Annotated in this window: 17 protein-coding genes (1 of these 17 only partly in view); 7 read left to right on the top strand and 10 right to left on the bottom strand. The window is 28.5% G+C overall.

The window, feature by feature from the left end:
• The 6 genes in view from AB0T67_RS07305 to AB0T67_RS07280 are tightly spaced (at most 14 nt apart) and all read right to left on the bottom strand, a layout consistent with a single transcriptional unit that may run on beyond the window.
• Positions 1-400 carry the 5' end (the start) of an NTP transferase domain-containing protein gene (locus AB0T67_RS07305; protein WP_369219769.1) on the bottom strand. Its footprint begins 725 nt before the window's first position, so the window shows 400 of its 1,125 coding nt (coding positions 1-400); it begins with the start codon at positions 398-400; its stop codon lies beyond the left edge, outside the window.
• Positions 401-1,186, bottom strand: a complete 786-nt coding sequence (gene proC, locus AB0T67_RS07300; RefSeq protein WP_369219768.1) for a pyrroline-5-carboxylate reductase — start codon at positions 1,184-1,186, stop codon at positions 401-403. It abuts the gene before it with no gap.
• Positions 1,179-1,655: a cyclic pyranopterin monophosphate synthase MoaC gene (gene moaC, locus AB0T67_RS07295; RefSeq protein ID WP_369219767.1), complete on the bottom strand. Its 477-nt coding sequence runs from the start codon at positions 1,653-1,655 to the stop codon at positions 1,179-1,181. The genes proC and moaC overlap by 8 nt, the downstream gene beginning before the upstream one ends.
• Positions 1,652-2,863 (bottom strand): molybdopterin molybdotransferase MoeA, encoded by a 1,212-nt coding sequence (locus tag AB0T67_RS07290; RefSeq protein ID WP_369219766.1) that lies wholly within the window; start codon positions 2,861-2,863, stop codon positions 1,652-1,654. The genes moaC and AB0T67_RS07290 overlap by 4 nt, the downstream gene beginning before the upstream one ends.
• Before the next feature lie 14 nt (positions 2,864-2,877).
• Complete coding sequence (moaA, locus tag AB0T67_RS07285) at positions 2,878-3,870, bottom strand: GTP 3',8-cyclase MoaA (RefSeq protein WP_369219765.1); 993 nt, start codon at positions 3,868-3,870, stop codon at positions 2,878-2,880.
• Between the two features lie 12 nt (positions 3,871-3,882).
• Positions 3,883-5,652 carry a MutS-related protein gene (locus tag AB0T67_RS07280; protein WP_369219764.1) on the bottom strand — a complete coding sequence of 590 codons (1,770 nt, stop codon included), beginning with the start codon at positions 5,650-5,652 and terminating at the stop codon, positions 3,883-3,885.
• Positions 5,653-5,727: 75 nt separating this feature from the next.
• Between AB0T67_RS07280 and uvrC the strand changes: the two genes are divergently transcribed.
• Both uvrC and AB0T67_RS07270 read left to right on the top strand, forming a co-directional pair.
• Entirely contained in the window at positions 5,728-7,524 is a 1,797-nt protein-coding gene (uvrC, locus tag AB0T67_RS07275) for an excinuclease ABC subunit UvrC (RefSeq protein WP_369219763.1), read from the top strand.
• Positions 7,521-9,710: a patatin-like phospholipase family protein gene (locus tag AB0T67_RS07270; protein WP_369219762.1), complete on the top strand. Its 2,190-nt coding sequence runs from the start codon at positions 7,521-7,523 to the stop codon at positions 9,708-9,710. Before uvrC ends, AB0T67_RS07270 begins: the two co-directional genes overlap by 4 nt.
• Positions 9,711-9,774: 64 nt before the next feature.
• On the opposite strand, the gene AB0T67_RS07265 is transcribed toward AB0T67_RS07270, so the two are convergent.
• Both AB0T67_RS07265 and AB0T67_RS07260 read right to left on the bottom strand, forming a co-directional pair.
• Entirely contained in the window at positions 9,775-11,307 is a 1,533-nt protein-coding gene (locus AB0T67_RS07265; RefSeq protein WP_369219761.1) for an Rne/Rng family ribonuclease, read from the bottom strand.
• 296 nt (positions 11,308-11,603) lie between these two features.
• A complete protein-coding gene (locus AB0T67_RS07260; RefSeq protein ID WP_068702156.1) occupies positions 11,604-11,894 on the bottom strand; it encodes an HU family DNA-binding protein in 291 nt (96 codons plus the stop codon).
• Positions 11,895-12,027: 133 nt separating this feature from the next.
• Here AB0T67_RS07260 and mutY point away from each other — a divergent pair, with 133 nt between their 5' ends.
• From mutY to gldD, 4 genes are read left to right on the top strand one after another with little or no spacing between them, the layout of a single operon-like run.
• Complete coding sequence (mutY, locus tag AB0T67_RS07255; RefSeq protein WP_369219760.1) at positions 12,028-13,071, top strand: A/G-specific adenine glycosylase; 1,044 nt, start codon at positions 12,028-12,030, stop codon at positions 13,069-13,071.
• 36 nt (positions 13,072-13,107) lie between these two features.
• Complete coding sequence (locus AB0T67_RS07250; protein ID WP_369219759.1) at positions 13,108-13,512, top strand: single-stranded DNA-binding protein; 405 nt, start codon at positions 13,108-13,110, stop codon at positions 13,510-13,512.
• A 42-nt stretch (positions 13,513-13,554) separates the two neighbouring features.
• Positions 13,555-14,856 carry a gliding motility-associated protein GldE gene (gene gldE, locus AB0T67_RS07245; protein ID WP_271231135.1) on the top strand — a complete coding sequence of 434 codons (1,302 nt, stop codon included), beginning with the start codon at positions 13,555-13,557 and terminating at the stop codon, positions 14,854-14,856.
• Positions 14,849-15,400: a gliding motility lipoprotein GldD gene (gene gldD / locus AB0T67_RS07240; protein WP_369219758.1), complete on the top strand. Its 552-nt coding sequence runs from the start codon at positions 14,849-14,851 to the stop codon at positions 15,398-15,400. Before gldE ends, gldD begins: the two co-directional genes overlap by 8 nt.
• A 186-nt stretch (positions 15,401-15,586) precedes the next feature.
• Here the strand turns inward: gldD and AB0T67_RS07235 are convergent, their stop codons facing one another.
• Together AB0T67_RS07235 and AB0T67_RS07230 are read right to left on the bottom strand one after the other, a co-directional pair.
• A complete protein-coding gene (locus AB0T67_RS07235; RefSeq protein WP_369219757.1) occupies positions 15,587-16,609 on the bottom strand; it encodes a COX15/CtaA family protein in 1,023 nt (340 codons plus the stop codon).
• 85 nt (positions 16,610-16,694) lie between these two features.
• Positions 16,695-17,288, bottom strand: a complete 594-nt coding sequence (locus tag AB0T67_RS07230) for a cation transporter (RefSeq protein ID WP_369219756.1) — start codon at positions 17,286-17,288, stop codon at positions 16,695-16,697.
• A 92-nt stretch (positions 17,289-17,380) separates the two neighbouring features.
• On the opposite strand from AB0T67_RS07230, the gene AB0T67_RS07225 reads away from it, so the two are divergent.
• Positions 17,381-18,253 (top strand): DMT family transporter, encoded by an 873-nt coding sequence (locus AB0T67_RS07225; protein WP_369219755.1) that lies wholly within the window; start codon positions 17,381-17,383, stop codon positions 18,251-18,253.
• Positions 18,254-18,280: the final 27 nt, after the last annotated feature.

Raw genomic sequence — 18,280 nt, 5'->3', positions numbered from 1 at the left:
ATTGAATGTTTGTTATTTCATCTAACCTTTTTTTAATAGAAGCTTCTTTTTTTTCATCTAAAATTAAAATTTGTTTTGCTCCTTGATAGTGGTTTCCGTTGATAAAAACAAAATCATGATTAATAAATTGTAAACGTTGTTCAAATTTATTAATAGGGCTTACTGTGTTAATTTGTAAGTTTCCTTGATGATGAAAAATGTATTCGGTAAAGTTATTTTTATCAATATTTTTAGCGTGAGAAGCATCAAAATAAGCTAAGTTATAGTTTTGTAATTTAGATGAAACTTTATTTACTAAATCAGCAATGATACCGCAATTTGTTCCTAAAATAGCTACTTCATTTGCTGCAAAATTATCGGTGTTTTTTTTAGCAATATTTGCGTGTTTTTGATGTGCCATTTATAAATTATCTATTTTATTTTTTGATGCAACAATTCCCTGAATAATAGAAGAACTAAAACCTTCTTGTTCCATTTTATTTAAACCTGTAATGGTAATTCCTTGTGGAGTTGTTACTTTATCAATTTCACTTTCAGGATGATTACCGTGCTGTAAAATTAATTCTGCCGCTCCTTTTAAAGTTTGTGCTGCTATTTTTTGAGACAACTCAGAACTAAACCCTATTTCGATACCTCCTTGCATTGAAGCACGAAGATAACGCAATGCAAAAGCAATTCCACTAGCGGCTAAAACTGTTGCCGATGCCATTAAATCATCATCAATAAAAACAGTTTCACCTAAATTTTTAAAGATAGTTTCTACTTGTTTTTGCTGATTTTCATTACTATCAATAGTTGATATACAAGTCATCGATTGTTTAATCGCCGCTGCCGTATTTGGCATTGCTCTAAACAATGGAAGTTCTTTTTTAAGTATTACTTTTAAATCGGATAGTTCAATACCTGTAACCGTAGAAATAATTATTTGGTCGGTTAATTGAGGTGTTAACTGAGTTAATACTTCTTTAGTTTTTTGAGGTTTTACACATAAAATAATAATACTTGCATTTTCAATTGCATCACTATTTATGGTTGTTACTAACGTTCCGTTATCAGCATATTTTTTTAACGCTTTTGTATTTCTTCTCGATAAACTTAAATCAGTTGGATGTAATCCACTTTCTAAAAGTCCATCTGCAATTGCACATCCTAATTTTCCTGCTCCAATGATTGCTATTTTATCCATTTTTTATATCAGATTTACCTCCTGTTTTTTCTAGTAACGTTATTTCTTTAATTATCATTTTTTGATTGATAGCCTTACACATATCGTAAATGGTTAAACAAGTTGCCGAAGCTCCTGTTAAAGCTTCCATTTCAACGCCTGTTTTTCCTTCGATAGTAACTTTACAAAACACTTCTAATTGTTCTTTATCAATAATATTGATGTCAATATCTACACCATTAATTAATAAAGGATGACACATGGGAATAATATCCGAAGTTTTTTTAACCGCTTGAATTCCTGCAATAATAGCCGTTTGAAAAACAGCTCCTTTTTTGGTGATTAAATCATCATTCTTAAAATGAGAAATAATTTCTGAACCTAAAAACATGGTAGCTTTTGCAATTGCCGTTCGTTTGGTGATTTTTTTATCAGAAACATTCACCATTTTAGGTTGATTTTTCTCGTTTATGTGCGTAAAGTTGCTCATTTTTTATATCTAATTAATGGAAAAATAGTTCCTTTTTTAAATTCAATATCTGCTGTTTTTGGAATTTCTATAAATCCATCTGCATTTACTAAACTAGCCAAATCTCCCGAACCATTTGCTTTTATTGGAGTTGCTAATATTTGTCCGTTTACGTTTTCTAATTTAACTTGTAAAAAGTACGTAAGGTTGGGTTTAAAAATAATATTTTCAGAAAGAACAGCAAATCGTTTATCTTCTTTATTTCCGATTGATTTATAATACCACGGATAAAAATATGCTAAACAATTTACAAAAGTAGAAATCGGATTTCCAGGAAAAGCAAAGACAATTGCATTATTATTTTTCACAGAATTATCTTTGATACCAAACCAAAATGGTTTTCCTGGGCGTTGCGCTACTTTATGAAATAATTTATCAATACCCAATTCAGTAAATACTTCTGGTAAAAAATCAAATTTACCTTTACTAACTGCTCCGCTACATAATAACACGTCATATTCTTGTAAATAGCTACTTATTTTTTCTTTTAAAATTGATTTACTATCTGTAATATGAACAATTTCTGAAGGAATATTTAATTCTTCTAATAAGGAAACCAATGTATAAACATTTGATTTTCTTATTTGATAATCTAGCGGATTTTCATGTACATCAACCAATTCATCACCAGTAGAAATAATAATTACTTTAGGCTGTTTTGCAACTTTTACAGTTGATTTTCCTACTGTAGCAATCACGCCAATTTCAGCCGCTGAAATAAGGGTGTTTTTATCGATTAAAACATCGTTTTGTAATTTGTCCTTTCCTTTGGGATGTACATTTTGATGTGTATTAATTGTATCAATAGTAATTGTTGCAATTCCATTTTCGAGAAGAACATCTTCATATCTGATTACGGTATCGCAATTATTTGGTAATACAGCTCCCGTCATTACTTCTATGCAATTTTCTGGATATTGCATTGTTAATTTCGCACTTCCCGCAGGCTGAATTCCTTCAATTTTAAAATTACGTTTTCCATTTTTAAAATGAAGGTAGTTAATAGCAATTCCATCCATAGCAACCCGATTGAAAGGAGGAAAATCTCTATCGGCAACAATATCTTCTTTTAAAATTCGTCCAACAGATTCTATAAATGGAATTTCTTCTGTTCCAAAATCTAAAGTATTTTGTAATATTATGTGTTTTGCTTCTTCTACTGAAATCATATTTTTATAATTAATTATCCACCGATTGTACTCATACTTTCAGAAACATTTCCTTTTTTCCTATTTGCTTCAGCGATAAAACCATTTTCTGGTTTTTCTTTTATTAATGATAAAAAAAGTTCTTTTAAATCATCATTAGAAGCGCCTTTTCTGATAAAATCACGCAAGTTAAAAACGCCATCATCAAACAAACAATTTTTAAAAGTTCCTGTTGATGTAATTCTTATTCGGTTGCAATCGTTGCAAATAGTACGAGTAAAAGCAGGAATAATTCCTATAGTTCCTAAATGGTTTTTGATAGAAAAATTACGAGAAGTTGATGATTTTTCTAAAATTATATTTTCTACGGAATATTCAGATTTTATCTTATCTAAAATTTTATTGTAATTCCAGTTTTCTTCCATGTTTCGCTGTCCTTTTCCGTTAAAAGGCATTTCTTCAATAAACCGAATAGCAATATTTTTATCTTTAGTTAAGCCGACAAAATCATTAATTTCATCAGTATTAAAACCCGCTTGTATCACTACATTTAGTTTTAAGTTTAAAGTGCTTTTTTCTAGTAATTCAAAAGTTTTATATACTTCAGGAAATACATCACGACGTGTAATTTTAGCAAATTTATCGGTATTTAAACTATCAATACTTAGGTTGATATTTTTTACTTTATCAAGTTTTTCTAAAGTTTTGATATGTTCAGAAATTAATGCACCGTTTGTTGTAATATTAATTTCATCTAATAAATCGTTATAAGAAAGCATTTCTAAAAAATCGATAAAACCTTTACGAACAAAAGGCTCGCCACCTGTTAAACGTACTTTATTTACGCCTAATTTGGTAAGTACTCTAATTAGGCGATACATTTCTTTATAAGTTAATAATTCTTTTCGAGGAACAATATCAATTCCTTTGGCTGGCATACAATATTGGCAACGAAGATTACAACGATCGGTTACCGCTAAGCGAACATAGTTGATTTGTCTACCAAAATTATCAATAAGTTTGTGCATATAATATCGATATTAAACAATTTCCATCTTTTTTAATAAGAATGAAGCGTTCATATTTTCACATACTCCGTTTTTCATTTTATAATCGAAATGTAATTCATCATTAATAATTTCGGCATCAAAATAATAATTTTTGACAGTAGTATATTCGTTTGATAATTCACATAAACTTACATCGTGAGTTGCAATAATTCCTGTAGATTTTGAGTTATTTAATTTTTCAACGAATTTTTTAGAACCAATTGCTTTGTCTTGACTATTTGTTCCTTTTAAAATTTCATCTAAAATGATAAAATAATTTTCTGTTTTAATTTCGTTTACGATAAATTTCAAACGTTTTAATTCGGCATAAAAATACGATTCATCTTCACTTAACGAATCTGAAGTTCGCATACTTGTAATTAATTTCGTAGGATTATAACTTACTTTTTCAGCACAAATAGGTAAACCAGTATTCGACATTACAATTGCCAAAGAAATCGATCTTAAAAAAGTACTTTTTCCAGCCATATTTGCACCTGTAACGATAAAAAAGTTTTCGTTATCTATTACAAAATCGTTGTCTATTCTTTTAGAAGGATTTAATAAAGGATGTCCTAAATTTACAGCATTTAAAACCGCTTTTTCTTTGCTGATATTAGGGAAAATATATTCAGGTTTATTAAAAACAAAGTTGGCTAACGAATTTTGAGCATCAAAAAATGAAACAACATTAAACCATTCTTCAACGGTATTTTTATAAGTAGTAATCCATTTTTCTATTTTGATGGTATTTCGAATGTCCATTAGAAAAAGTCCATTTCCTGCAAGAGCAATCATTACATTACTACGTTGATCAAAAGCATCTAGTTTTTTAGAAAATTCTTTAAAAATATCTGAAGCTTTTTTATTTTCTTGTTGAATTTTTTGTTGTTTATCTTTTAAAATTGAATTTGTAAAAGTTTCATTTTCTATCTGCGCTAATAATTGATGATATTGATTGAAAGTTTCTTTTGCTTTATCTGTTTCAGAAGCTAATTCTTGAATGTTTTTAATATAAAAAGCTGTAATAAATAATCCAATTAAAAACCAAATTAAAACAATTGAAAATGGAATAATACTAAAACTTAATAATCCAATTAAAATAAGTGAAACTCCAGAAAAAGCATACGAAAATAACATCAAAAATTTAGGAAGTTTCTGTTGATATGAATGTACCCAATTTACAATAGTAGGAATGGCTGTTTTAGTATTTATTAAATTTGCAACTGCCGTAAAATGTTGACGCCAAGTTGTTTTTAAAGCTAATTCTTTTGTTACTTTTTGACGTTCATCAATATCGTTAATATTGTTACTTGTTAAAATAGTGGCTAATAAATTTTTACCTTCATTTGTTGCTGTTCTGTTTATATATTGAAAAAAAGAACCGCTTCCAAATAAATCAATATCGTTGCTAAAATAATGTTCAGGATTTGTAAATTCTTCTCCGCTATCTAAATTTGAATAGTTTCCTTTTAATACTTCTATTTCAGTTTTATTGATGTTTAATTTGGCATCAGCAAGACTTTTTTTCTGTTTTAATTGCAAGTGCTTTGTTATCAAAATAGTAAAAGCGATAACTCCTAAACCTGTTAAGATAAAAAATAAATTATCTTTTGTAAAACCTATGTATGCTGATAAGGTAATCGTTAAAAAAGCCAAAAGACGTAAAATACGTGTGGTTAATAATTGTTTTTTCAGCCCAATTAAAGAGGTATTTAAACTGTTTATTTCTTCTTTATAAAATTGAATTGGTTCTTGCATTGTGTTGTAAATAAATATTAATGTAAATGTACATATAGCAACTTAGATATCTTTATAAAATTGTATTTTCGTTGTATGCCAACTTCATTAGAACTTCAATTAAAAACATTGCCCACTTCGCCAGGAGTTTATCAATATTTTGATAAAGACGAAGTGATTATTTATGTAGGAAAAGCAAAAAACTTAAAGAAGCGGGTTAGCTCTTATTTTACCAAAACTCATGAGAATGGTAAAACACGAATTCTAGTAAAAAAAATTGTTCGTATTGAACATATTGTAGTTGATACAGAAACTGATGCTTTATTATTAGAAAATAATCTGATAAAAAAATATAAGCCTCGCTATAATATTTTACTAAAGGATGATAAATCCTATCCTTGGCTTTGTATCAAAAAAGAACGTTTTCCACGAGTATTTTCTACTCGAAGAGTTATAAAAGATGGCTCGGAATATTTTGGTCCTTATACCAATACTAAAATGGTGCAGTCGCTTTTAAGTTTGATAAAAGAACTGTATCCGCTGCGAACTTGCACTTATGATTTAAGTGAACAAAAAATTACTTCTTATAAATATAAAGTTTGTTTAGAATATCATTTAGGAAATTGTAAAGGCGCTTGTGAAGGACATCAAAAAGAAGAAAATTATTTAGAAGAAATTAGTGCAATACGAAATATCCTAAAAGGAAATTTTAAAGAAATATTAGATAAATTACAAGAAGTAATGCTTGATTTTGCTTCGGAAATGAAATTTGAAGAAGCTCAGAAAGTCAAAGATAAATTAGCTTTACTACAAAATTATCAAGCAAAGTCGACTATTGTAAATCCGTCTATTAATAATGTTGATGTATTTTCAATTATTTCTGATGAAACTTACGGTTATGCAAATTTTTTTAAAGTGATGAACGGTGCAATTGTGCAATCGTACACCACCGAAATAAAAAAGAAATTAGATGAAAGCAATAAACAGTTATTAGAGTTGTTTATTGTTGAAACCAGAAATCGATTTAATTCTTTATCGAGAGAAGTTTATGTACCTTTTGATGTTGATTTAGGAGAACAAATAAAAGTTACAGTTCCTAAATTAGGCGATAAAAAAAGAGTCGTAGATTTATCAGAAAGAAATGCAAAATACTATCGAATTGAACAATTGAAGCAATTAAAAATAGTAAATCCTGAGCGTCATATAAATCGAATAATGAGGCAAATGCAAAGAGATTTACGCTTGCAAAATGAACCTCGACATATTGAATGTTTCGATAATTCAAATATTCAAGGAACGCATCCTGTTGCGGCTTGTGTCGTTTTTAAAGAAGGAAAACCAAGTAAAAAAGAGTATCGTCATTATGATATTAAAACAGTTATAGGTCCTGATGATTTTGCATCAATGGAAGAAGTTGTGTTTCGTAGATACAAACGTTTGTTAGCCGAAAATGAGCCTTTGCCACAACTTATCGTTATTGATGGAGGTAAAGGACAATTATCATCAGCCTTAAAAAGTTTAGATATTTTAGGTTTGCGAGGAAAAATAGCGATTATTGGTATTGCAAAACGATTGGAAGAAATTTATTATCCAGGAGATTCTGTTCCATTGTATTTAGATAAAAAATCAGAAAGTTTAAAAATAATTCAATTTTTAAGAAATGAAGCCCATCGTTTCGGAATTACGCTTCATCGAAATAAACGAAGTAAAAGTGCCATCACATCAGAATTAGAAGAAATTCCGACTATTGGAGCTAAAACTATTGCTACTTTATTACGTAAATTTAAATCTGTTAAACGTATTAAAGAAGCCACTTTAAATGATTTAAAAGAAATAATTGGGCTTTCAAGAGCTCAAAAAATACATCAATATTATCAAAAAGAAAAAAAATGAAAAAGTTACTAATCTTATTGTTTTTTCCTGTGCTAATGATGGCGCAAAATCAACCTAAAATAGGACTGGTTTTAAGTGGTGGTGGTGCTAAAGGTTTTGCACATATTGGAGTTTTAAAAGAATTAGAAAAAGCAGGTGTTCAAGTTGATTATATTGGTGGTACAAGTATGGGCGCTATCATTGGTGGATTATATGCTACAGGGTATTCTGCCGATCAAATTGAACAGATTATTTTAAAAACGGATTTCATGAAATTAATTACAGATGAAATCCCGAGAAGTGAAAAGCCTTTTTTTAGTAAAGTTCATAATGAAAAATATGCGATTAAATTACCTATTACAGATGGAAAAATAGGGCTTCCTTTAGGTTTTTCAAAAGGTCAAAATGTATTGAGTTTTTTAATAGAATTATTAGCACCTGTTGATGAAATTAAAGATTTTTCTAAACTTCCAATTCCTTTTTATTGTATTGCAACAAATATTGAAACAGGTAGAGAGGTCGTTTTAGAAGATGGGTTTTTACCATTAGCATTAAGAGCAAGTGGTGCTTTTCCATCATTATTAAATCCTGTTGAAATAAATGGAGAATTATTAGTTGATGGAGGAGTTGTAAATAATTTTCCTGTTGATATAATGATGAAAAAAAATGTCGATTTAATAATTGGTGTTAGCGTCCAAGGAGAATTATTAAAGAGAGACGAATTATCATCTATTGCTCCATTATTATTGCAAATTGTTAATTTTCAAATGTATGAAAAAGAAGAAAGTCAAATAGATTTACTAAATATTTATATCCGTCCAAACCTTTTAGAATATGGAGTAATTTCTTTTGATAAAAAAGAAGAAATAATAAAGGAAGGGAAAAAAACAGCTAAACCGTTTAAAGTTGTTTTTGATAGTATTGCAAAGCTTCAACCAAATAAAAGAAAGCCTTACATATTAAATGTAAAAAAAGAAAAGTTTTTAGTAGATAGAATTATAATTAAAGGAAATGAAAATTATACAAATGATTACATTTTAGGTAAGTTACAATTAACAGAAGGTGATAGTGTTTCTTATAAAGGTATTTCTAAAAAAATAAATACACTTACAGCAACAAATAATTTTAAAAGAATAGATTATCATTTAGAAAAATCATTTGAAGGTAAAAAATTAGAATTAATAATTAAGGAAGAAAATATAAAATCTTCTTTAAGGCTAGGAGTGCATTATGATGTATTATATAACACAGGTGTATTATTAAATTATAATCATAAGAAAATTTTAAAACAAAATGATGAGTTATCTTTAGATGTAGTTATAGGTGATAGGATTCGATACGACTTTCAATATTTTGTAGATAACGGTATAAAACCTAGTTATGGTATTACTTCTAGATACAACTCTTTTAAAAGTGATTTTTTATTTGATGAAACAATTATAAATGTAAAATATACAGACTTTACAAATTCCTTTTATACACAAACAACTTTTGATAGAAAATTTGCATTCGGATTAGGTATTGAGCATAAAGGATTAAAAGTAACTTCTTTAAATCTTTTAAATAATGGTGATGAAACTTTTTTTGATAAAAGTAATTATGGAAGCATGTATTCTTTTTTAAAATTAGATACTTATAATAAAGAAATATTTCCTACAAAAGGGTTTTATGCTGATATCGGTTTTAAATGGTTTGTTTGGTCAGATAGAAATAAAAATTTATCAAAATTAGAATCGGGGAGTGAACCTTTTCATCAATTTTCACAAGTAGAAGTAACTTTAGGCGGAGCTGCTACTTTATTTAATAAGTTAACTTTGCAGTATACTTCGGAATTTGGATATACTTTAGGGAAGAAATCATCTCAAATGTTTGATTATCACCTAGGTGGGTACAATAAAAATTATATAAATAATTTCACATCTTTTTATGGTTATCAAACGGGTGCTTTAAATAATCAATCTTTTTTAAAGTCAGAGTTTGATTTTAGATATCAAATTATAGATAAACATTATATTACTTTTATTGCAAATTATGCGCGTATTGAAGAAGATGTTTTTTCAGAAGCAGATTTATTTAAAGATATAAAATTAGGATATGCAATAGGTTATAGTTTAGAAACTCTTATTGGTCCTGTAGAATTAAAGTATACTTGGTCTCCTGATCATACCGAAAAACATTGGTTGTTTAATTTAGGGTTTTGGTTTTAATGTATAAAAAAAACCCGTTTCAAAAGAAACGGGTTTTTTATGATAATAAGATAGCCTTACTTATTTACTTTTTTTTCAAGAAAAACTTGTATTCTAAGTATTGGTATGCATCTCTTGGTAATACTTTAATCCACTTTTTGTGTTGTAAAATCCATTTTAAACGAATAGAAATTAACCCTTTTGTTAAATAAGCAGCTATAAAAGGATGTACATTTAACGTAACTTCTTTATAATTTTTACCACTATTAATTAAGCGTTCTAATTCAGCTTCTATTTTATCAATTAATACAATAGGAGCCTCAACTTCTCCGTTTTTATTAGGATTAGACTCTCGTGTTTTTATTTCTAATTCAGGTCGTACACGCTGTCTTGTAATTTGTATTAAACCAAACTTACTCGGAGGTAAAATTTTGTGTTTAGTACGGTCTAAAGACATTGCATCTTTTAAATGTTGATATAATTTTTGTCTGTTTTCAGTCGTCTTCATATCAATAAAATCAACTACTATAATTCCACCCATATCACGCAGTTGTAACTGACGTGCTACTTCGGTAGCAGAAATTAAGTTGACTTCTAAAGCAGTTTCTTCTTGGCTTAGCCCTTTGTTTGAGCGATTACCACTGTTAACATCAATAACATGTAAAGCTTCGGTGTGTTCAATAACTAAATACGCACCTTTACTCATAGAAACTGTTTTACCAAACGATGTTTTTATCTGACGTTCAATACCAAATTTTTCAAAAATTGGCGTATCAGATTTATGAAGTTTTACAATTTCTTCCTTTTCAGGATAAATTTCTTGTAAATATTCTTTAATTTCAACCATTAAAGTTTCATCATTGGTTACAATACTTGTAAAAGAATCGTTCATTACATCTCTTAATATAGAAGATGCTCTGTTTAACTCACTTAATATTTTTGTTGGGGTGTTTTGATTGGCAATGCTGTTACACATTTTCTCCCAACGTTCCAGTGAATTTTGTAAATCTTTATCTAGTTCTGCTACCTTTTTGTCTTGGGCAACAGTACGTAAAATAAGCCCAAACCCTTTTGGCTTGATGCTTTTTGCTAATTTTTTTAAACGTTCTTTTTCTTTTGGGTCTGCTATCTTTTGAGATACAGATACTCTGTTAGAAAAAGGAACTAAAACTAAATACCTACCAGCTATTGATAGTTCCGAGCTAATGCGCGGTCCTTTGGTAGAAATGGGTTCTTTTACAATTTGTACTAATAAATTTTGACCTGACTTAATTACATCATGTATACTTCCGTCTTTATTGATGTCGTTTTCAGCACGAAAGTTTTTTAAAGTGAAATCTTTATAATTACCTATGCTTACCTTCTTAATAAAATTATTTAAAGATTGTACTTGTGGTCCTAAATCATGATAGTGTAAAAAACCATCCTTAGGATATCCAACATTTACAAAAGCGGCATTTAATCCTGTCATGACTTTTCCTATTTTAGCTAAGAAAATATCTCCGACAGCAAATTTATTATCGCTTGTTTCTTTATTTAATTCAATAAGTCTACCATCTCTTAGTAGGGCGAAATCAATATCCGAAGAATTTGAACGAATTATTAATTCTGTTTTCATTCTGAATATAGTTTTGTGCCTACGTAAAAAAATTACGAAGACGGATTAAAATTTGTAAACAGGTATAATTTTTATACCTTTTCAAGGTGTTAAAACCTTAATGTCAATGAACTTAATACTGCTTTAAAGCAATGAAAAAGTAAGCGTTAGCTTACTTTTTCTTATGGCGATTTGCTCTTGCTCTTTTCTTTCTTTTGTGTGTCGAGATTTTTGCTCTCTTTCTTTTTTTACCGCTTGGCATAATTAAAATGTTTTGTAAAATCTTTATATGTTAAAGACTTTTGATTAATACTTTATTATTTTACAGATACTTTAGTTTTAACACCCTCTGTAAACACTTTTGATGGTTTAAAAGCTGGTATGTTGTGTGCAGGTATTTTAATAGTAGTATTTTTAGAAATATTTCTACCAGTTTTTTCTGCTCTAGTTTTGATGATGAAACTACCAAAACCTCTTAAATATACATTATCTCCGCTCTCTAATGCATCCTTTACCTCGTCCATAAACGCTTCAACAGTTGCTAATACATCCGCTTTTTCAATTCCGCTCTTATCTGAAATCTTCGATACGATATCTGCTTTTGTCATTCTATATATATTTTGAATTTATTTTTTGAAATAGAGGGTGCAAATATATGATAATTAATCTATTCGTAAAAAAATAAGAATAAAAATATATAAATAAAAAATAGTAATTTCGCGGGCTAAATTTACATAAACAATGTTTGCTAACCAACTTATTTACTGGTATTTAAAAAATAAAAGAGATTTGCCTTGGCGTAAAACTAAAGATCCTTACTTAGTTTGGCTAAGTGAAATAATGTTACAGCAAACGCGTGTAGCCCAAGGTTTACCTTATTTTATAAGCTTTACAACCAACTTTGAAACAGTGTTTGACTTAGCTAAAGCAGATGAAAATACGGTACTTAAATTATGGCAAGGATTAGGGTATTATTCAAGAGCAAGAAACCTGCATTTTACAGCAAAACAGGTTGCAACCGAGTTAAATGGTGTTTTTCCGAACAATTATAAAGAGCTATTAAAATTAAAAGGAATTGGAGATTACACTGCTTCGGCAATTGCATCGGTTTGTTATGACGAACCTGTGGCTGTTGTTGACGGAAATGTATATCGAGTTTTAGCGCGTTATTTTGGTATAAATACACCTATTAATTCTACCAAAGGAATCAAAGAATTTAAGCAATTAGCACAAACATTAATTGATGTATCGCAGCCAGGAATGTATAATCAAGCAATTATGGATTTTGGAGCTTTACAATGCAAACCGCAAAATCCGTTATGCGATTCTTGTCCGTTATCAAATAGTTGTGTGGCTTTAGAAAAACAATTAATAAAAGAGCTTCCTGTAAAAGAGAAGAAAATTAAAGTAAAAAAACGCTATTTTAATTATTTGGTGGTTGTTACTGATGATAATAAAACTATTATTGAACAAAGAGTAGGTAAAGGTATTTGGCAAGGATTATATCAATTTCCAGTGATTGAAACAACAGCTCCAATTTCTGAAACAGCATTGATTGAAGAAGAATCTTTTATAGCTCTTTTTCCTAAAGACACCGTATTATCATTATTTAATCAAAAAGATATTGTTCATAAACTTTCGCATCAACACTTATTTACAAAGTTTTGGATTGTAAAAACAGTAAACACTTCTGAAAAAACTATTTTATGGAAAGATATTAAGGAACTACCTGTGCCAGTATTGATTAATAACTTTTTAAATGAATTTTTAAGCAAGGATAACTAAATTTCGTATATTTGATTTTACACAAAGAATAAACTCATGGCAGGAACAGTAAATAAAGTTATTTTAATAGGTCATTTAGGTGATGAATTAAAAATGCATTATTTTGGAGAGGGTAATGCTGTAGGTCGTTTTCCATTAGCGACTAATGAAAATTATACCAATCGTCAAACAGGTGAAAAAATAAATAATATTGAATGGCATAATATTGTTGTACGTAATAAATTAGCCGAAATTTGTGAAAAATATTTATCAAAAGGAGATAAAGTATATTGCGAAGGACGCATTAAAACACGTCAATATGAAGCTGATGGACAAAAACGATATACAACAGAAATTCAAGTGCAAGAAATGACTTTTTTATCAACAAAAAAAGATCTTACTGCGCCTCCTGTTGCTAACAAAGTCATAAAAAAGAGTGTTGCTAATAAAGAAACTTATTAAAAAATAAAAATGGACAGCATTAGTTTACTTAAAATTTAAAAATTGGATACAGAACCCAACTCCTTATTCTTAGCGATATCAACTATTGATTTGTTAACAACAATAAATTGTTTTTTATTATTGTTTCTATTAATATGTTCGGCCTTAGTTTCAGGAACAGAAGTAGCTTTTTTTTCCATTTCACAAACTCAATTAGATGAACTTTCATCTTCTTCAAAAGAAAAAAGTAGTGTTGTAGGACTTCTTGAGAATCCTAAAAAATTATTAGCTACAATTTTAATTACTAATAATTTTATTAATATTCTTATTGTATTAATATTTGCTTCGATAGGTGAAGTGTTTTTTAGTGGACTTTCTGATGGTGTAAAGTTTTTAGTAGAAGTTGTTTTTGTTACTTTTTTAATTTTATTATTTGGTGAAGTATTACCAAAAGTATATGCAACCAGAAAATCAATGCAGTTTGCAGGTTTTATGGCAAAAATTATTCAAGTTTTAAATGTTGTTTTAACGCCATTAAGTACGCCACTAATTAAATTAACAAGTGTTGTTGAAAATAAATTAGGAAATAAAAACAGCAACTTTTCAGTAGAACGTTTATCCGAAGCTTTAGAATTAACTTCTAGCGGAGCAACAACTAAAGAAGAACAAAAAATTTTAGAAGGTATTGTTAATTTTGGTAATACAGAAACAGTACAAATAATGAAACCAAGAACAGATGTTTGTGCTATTTCTGATGATACATTATATGAAGAAGTTTTAAAAATAATTTTAAAAAATGGGTATTCACGAATTCCTGTATATCACGAAAATATAGATAGTATTAAAGGAGTTTTATATGCTAAAGATTTATTAGCTCATTTAAATGAAAAAACACTTAATTGGCAAAAACTGATAAGACAGCCTTTTTTTGTTCCTGAAAATAAAAAATTAGACGACTTATTAGGAGAGTTTAAAGAGTTAAAAATGCACCTAGCTATTGTTGTTGACGAGTACGGTGGTACAAGCGGAATTGTAACTTTAGAAGATGTTATTGAAGAAATTGTTGGTGATATAAATGATGAGTTTGATGATGATGATTTAAGCTATTCTAAACTTGATGAAAACAATTATATTTTTGAAGGAAAAATAACTATTAAAGATTTTTGTCGTGTTTTAGATGACGATGATGAAGATAAGTTTGAAAACTTAAAAGGTGAAAGCGAAACACTAGCAGGATTTATTTTAGAAGTATCAGGTAAATTTCCTAAAAAAGGAGAAAAAATAAATTTTAGTAACTACACTTTTACTATTGAAGCGTTAGATAGAAAACGTATAAAACAAATAAAAGCAACACGAAATGCGTAATATTTTATTACTTTTATCACTACTAATATTAATTAGTTGTGGCGAACAAACCTTACCAAAACCTAAAGCATATTTAAGTTTACAATATCCTAATTTAGGATATAATATATTAAATCAAAATACACCATATACTTTTGATGTTGCAAAAACAGCAACTATTAAAAGTTTACCAAATAATTGGTTAAAAATAAAATATCCAGCTTTAAAAGCGTCTATTGATATTACCTACCGACCTATCAATAATAATTTACAAGAATTGTTAATTGAAGCCGAAAAATTAGTATTAGAACATACTGTAAAAGCAGACCATATTTCATGGAGAGATTATGCCGATTCAGATAAAAAAGTGTACGGTAAAATGTGCGAAATTTCAGGAAATGCGGCTTCACAAATACAATTTCATGTAACCGATAGTACGAATCACTTTTTAAAAGGTTCACTATTTTTTTATACAAAACCTAATTACGATTCTATTTTACCAGCAGTTGAATACATCAAAAAAGATATGATTCAAATGTTAGAAACCTTAAAATGGAAAGAGTAAGTAAAGAATAATTAAAAAGCAAAAACACATCAATATTTGATGTGTTTTTTATTTTAAGTTTATAATGTTTATTATTTTTTTTTGAAGCAATTTCCCGCTTTCCGCACTCGCTTTTTTTTGAAGAAAAATCAAAAAAAGAGCTCAAACAAATGCTTCAATCGGGGCTAGAAATAGTTACTGTTTTTATTAACTTATTACACGACGACTTTGTAGTAGTAAATAAAATTGTAATCCAAATAAAACAGCTCCAGAAAGTAAATGTATAGCTTGTGTTCCTAAAGGGAAATCAGCATAATACATTAAAATACCTGTAATGGTTTCTAAAAATATTAAAGCTACAATCCAATTTACTAATTTATAACCTAAATCTTTCAGTTGATTTAAGTAAAACATTCCTAAGTTTACCAACACAATAGCAATGGTAAATGAACGATGAAAGTAAAATTTAAAACTCGGATTTAGTAAACTATATTGTTTATTATCAAATCCATAAAGTTTTACTTGTTCATCAATAAACTGACGAACTTGCGTTCCCATAGCTATTTGAATCAATGAAAAAACGACTGAAAAAATCAGTAATTTATTAAATAATGAGTTGTATTTATACGTTACTTTTTTACGTTCAGATACTATAAATAACAGCCATAATAATAAGCCAACAATAACTAAACCAGCCACCATATGAATGGTAATAATAGTCGGTTTTAAATTAGAATCTACTACGGTTTTACCTAGCCAAGCTTCAAAAAGCATTAAAGAGAAAGCTCCGAAAGATAAGAGTGTAATTTTTTTGTTTGTCTTCCAAAAAGAAAGCGAAACAAAAATTAGAAACAAAAACGGAATTCCTGCCAAAGCCGAAGATAATCGGTTGATATATTCCGTCCAAGTATGTAGTTTATTAAACTTTGCATAATTGTGTTTGGTGTATTTTGTCCAATTATTGTTATTAAATTCTTCGGATGTTTTTAAGTTATTTTCGGCAACAAAAAGCACTTCATTTTTAACGATAATCATTCCTTCTTCGTACTCGGTATTTGGGTGCCAAGTAATTTGTGCTTCCGAAGTAGGAGGTATGTAATAGCCAAAACATTTTGGCCAATCAGGGCAACCCATTCCAGAGCCAGTCATACGAACTATTGACCCTGCTAAAAAGATAATATATACAGAAATTAAAGAAATTTTGACTAAGAGAGGAAAGTGTTTTTTCATCAAAAAAAATGTTTTTACAAAGATACTATAAACGCATAAAAAAAGCTCCTCATTTGAGGAGCTTCATCATATAAATTATAAAAGATTAAGCATCTTTAGTGCAACATTCTTTTTTGCAATCTGTAACACATACTTTTTTATCAATATCTGTTTTTGAACAACATAATTCTTTACAGTCTGTAGCACATGCTTTTTTATGAGCATCTTTAGTGCTACATTTTTTTTGACAATCAGCTTTACAAGTTTTTTGATCAGCTTTTGAGCTACATTCTTTTTTACATTTAGAAGCACATGTTTTTTTATCAGCCTTATTTTTTTTGCAAGATTTTGCTCCAACCTGACAAGCTTTGTACATTTCTCCACTACCAATTCCTTGAATAAAAGTAATTAAATCTGCTTTGTTAGTAATATTAGCATCGTATTTTATGTTAGCAATACTATCTTTAAAAATAACATTTGCTTCTAAAATTCCTTCTTTTTTAGATAAATCTGAAGCTATTTTTCTAGCACACCCTATTTCACAAGTCATTCCTGAAATGTTTAAAGAAATATCTTTTTTGTCAACAACTGCTGCCGTTTTTTCTACTTTCGGAGTATTTTCTTTTTTTGCTTCATTTTTACATCCAATAGCTAAAAAACTAACAAAAGCTAATGCAAATATTATTTTTTGAATTTTCATAATTTTAATTTATTAAGTTATTTAGCAAAGTTATTAATAAAATCAATTTTATAGATATTAATATACGAATTTTGTGCTTAAATGTATTGAAAATGAATAGTCAACAACGTAAATGGATTTACTTAGTAATATTAGCAATTGTTTGGGGAAGTTCTTTTATTCTAATGAAAAAAGCATTAATTGTTTTTACACCTATTCAATTAGGAGCGTTACGTATATTAATTACGGCAGCTTTTTTATTATTAATAGGATTTAAAAGTCTTAAGAAAATTCAAAAAAAACATAGAATTTATATTTTATACACGGCTTTTTTAGGAACTTTTTTTCCATCCTTTTTACTTGCTTTTGCTGTAAAAGGTATTGATAGTTCTATTTCGGCTATTTTGAATTCGCTAACACCTTTTAATACTTTTATTTTAGGAGCTTTAATCTTCGGATTTACTTTTAAGAAGAAACAATTTATAGGTATTTTAGTCGGATTGATAGGAACACTTATTTTGATTTTAAAAGGAGCTGAATTAAATCCAAATCAGAATTATTGGTATGCAATTTTGGTCGTTTTTTCATCTATCGGATATGCTTTTAATGTAAATATCATCAAAAAATATTTATCAGATTTAGATGCCTTGGCAATAACAACAGGTAATTTTTTATTATTGATTATTCCTGCTTCTTTAGTTTTGTTTTTTTCAGGGTTTTTTACATCAGTTGAATTAAATGATGAAACGACTACAGCATTCGGATATATAACCATTTTAGCTGTTGTAGGAACAGGAATTGCAAAAGTATTGTATAATAAAATGGTACATTTAACGTCGCCTATTTTTGCATCTTCTGTAACTTATTTAATTCCGATTGTGGCAGTTTCTTGGGGATTAGCTGATGGAGAAAAATTAAGTTTAGTTCAATTATTATCTGGAGGAATTATTTTATTTGGTGTTTGGTTGGTAAATAAAGCGAAATAAAAAAGAGTCAAAACAAACTGTTTTGAC

Source organism: Tenacibaculum salmonis (assembly GCF_041053065.1).
GTDB lineage: Bacteria > Bacteroidota > Bacteroidia > Flavobacteriales > Flavobacteriaceae > Polaribacter > Polaribacter pacificus_A.
The sequence above is the reverse complement of the archived record's forward strand: the minus strand, read 5'-3'. Positions and strand labels throughout refer to the sequence as shown.

Bases quoted from the DNA above. Each gene is read 5' to 3' on its own strand.
- proC (WP_369219768.1), bottom strand. From the start codon at position 1,186: ATGGATAAAATAGCAATCATTGGAGCAGGAAAATTAGGATGTGCAATT.
- moaC (WP_369219767.1), bottom strand. From the start codon at position 1,655: ATGAGCAACTTTACGCACATAAACGAGAAAAATCAACCTAAAATGGTG.
- AB0T67_RS07290 (WP_369219766.1), bottom strand. From the start codon at position 2,863: ATGATTTCAGTAGAAGAAGCAAAACACATAATATTACAAAATACTTTA.
- moaA (WP_369219765.1), bottom strand. From the start codon at position 3,870: ATGCACAAACTTATTGATAATTTTGGTAGACAAATCAACTATGTTCGC.
- AB0T67_RS07280 (WP_369219764.1), bottom strand. From the start codon at position 5,652: ATGCAAGAACCAATTCAATTTTATAAAGAAGAAATAAACAGTTTAAAT.
- uvrC (WP_369219763.1), top strand. From the start codon at position 5,728: ATGCCAACTTCATTAGAACTTCAATTAAAAACATTGCCCACTTCGCCA.
- AB0T67_RS07270 (WP_369219762.1), top strand. From the start codon at position 7,521: ATGAAAAAGTTACTAATCTTATTGTTTTTTCCTGTGCTAATGATGGCG.
- AB0T67_RS07265 (WP_369219761.1), bottom strand. From the start codon at position 11,307: ATGAAAACAGAATTAATAATTCGTTCAAATTCTTCGGATATTGATTTC.
- AB0T67_RS07260 (WP_068702156.1), bottom strand. From the start codon at position 11,894: ATGACAAAAGCAGATATCGTATCGAAGATTTCAGATAAGAGCGGAATT.
- mutY (WP_369219760.1), top strand. From the start codon at position 12,028: ATGTTTGCTAACCAACTTATTTACTGGTATTTAAAAAATAAAAGAGAT.
- AB0T67_RS07250 (WP_369219759.1), top strand. From the start codon at position 13,108: ATGGCAGGAACAGTAAATAAAGTTATTTTAATAGGTCATTTAGGTGAT.
- gldD (WP_369219758.1), top strand. From the start codon at position 14,849: ATGCGTAATATTTTATTACTTTTATCACTACTAATATTAATTAGTTGT.
- AB0T67_RS07235 (WP_369219757.1), bottom strand. From the start codon at position 16,609: ATGAAAAAACACTTTCCTCTCTTAGTCAAAATTTCTTTAATTTCTGTA.
- AB0T67_RS07230 (WP_369219756.1), bottom strand. From the start codon at position 17,288: ATGAAAATTCAAAAAATAATATTTGCATTAGCTTTTGTTAGTTTTTTA.
- AB0T67_RS07225 (WP_369219755.1), top strand. From the start codon at position 17,381: ATGAATAGTCAACAACGTAAATGGATTTACTTAGTAATATTAGCAATT.